The 1,169-nt window shown below is 67.9% G+C and carries 1 protein-coding gene; it reads right to left on the bottom strand.

Features of this window, described 5'->3' with window-relative positions; translation table 11 throughout:
* On the bottom strand, positions 1-1,169 hold a 1,169-nt coding region (locus MBSD_RS04925), incomplete at both ends, for a TonB-dependent receptor domain-containing protein (protein WP_114693207.1).

The following is a 1,169-nucleotide window of genomic DNA, read 5'->3' as shown; positions in this document are numbered from 1 at the left end:
TTGACCGAGAAGCCGTCCAGCCAGTGCGGGTCGTAGACGAAGCCGTAGTCGAACGACTTGCCCAGCTCCGGCTTCAGGTTCACGCCCGCGGTCACCGCGCCGGACACGACGGCGGTGGTCTGGCCGAGGCCCGAGCCGGGGAAGTTCACCGGCACGTTCTGGCAGGCGTGCGGGTGCGCGGCGAGCGTGGCGGCGTCGAGGCCGATGCAAGGGTCGGAGAACGTCGGCGCGCTGCCCGCGGCGCCGGCGAAAAGTTCGGAGGCGTTCGGCGCACGGAACACTTCCGAGACCGTGCCGCGCAGCAGCAGATCGTCGATCGGACGCCACTCCACCGCCAGCTTGCTGTTGGTGGTGTTGCCGACCGAGCTGTAGTCGGAATAGCGCGTGCCCAGGGTCACGTTCAGCGCCTTGGCGAACGGCAGATCCTTCAGCACCGGGACGAACAGTTCGGCGTAGGCCTCCTTCAGCGTGAAGCCGCCGGTCAGCGGCGTGGCGCACGCTTCCTGCGCGATGTCGCAGGTGCCGTCCTGGCCGCGGGTGACGGCGATGGCGTCGACCGCGTTGCGCTGGTGCTCCTTGCGGTAGTCCGCGCCCACCGCCAGGCTGACCGCGCCGGCCGGCAGATCGAACAGCTCGCCGTTGGCATTCACCTCGCCCTGTCGCAGCGTGTACAGCGTGCTGTAGAACGGCGCGGCGGCAAACTTGCTCAGGATGGCCGCCTGCGCCGGATCGGCCTGGTCGAAGATGTTGAACGGCGTGCAGTTGGCGATCACGTTGCCCGGCGTGCCGCACTTGACCACGCCGTCGGTGTCGAGGAACGACGGGCCCACCGCCTGGGAAAAGCCGCCGGCATAGATCACGTAGCCGTCGCTGTGCCGCAACTGGCCGTAATGCCCGTAGGTGAAACCGGCATCCCACTGCCAGCTGGTGTCGCCGACGTTGCCCTTCAGGCCGCCGACCACGGAATCGGTGGCGGTGGTGAAGTTGCCGACGCGCTGGCCGAGGCCGGTCCAGCGGGTGCGCAGGTTGAAGCCGGAGTCTGCGCTGAAGTCGACACCGAACGGGTTGTAGTAGCTGTCCTTGGAGATCGTCACGCCGTCGGACGACGCATCGAACGGCAGCGCGGCGATGGCGAACTGCGACGTGGTCTTGTTGTGGAACACGTCGAG

This window comes from Mizugakiibacter sediminis, assembly GCF_000953855.2.
Taxonomy (GTDB): domain Bacteria; phylum Pseudomonadota; class Gammaproteobacteria; order Xanthomonadales; family Rhodanobacteraceae; genus Mizugakiibacter; species Mizugakiibacter sediminis.
The sequence above is the reverse complement of the archived record's forward strand: the minus strand, read 5'-3'. Positions and strand labels throughout refer to the sequence as shown.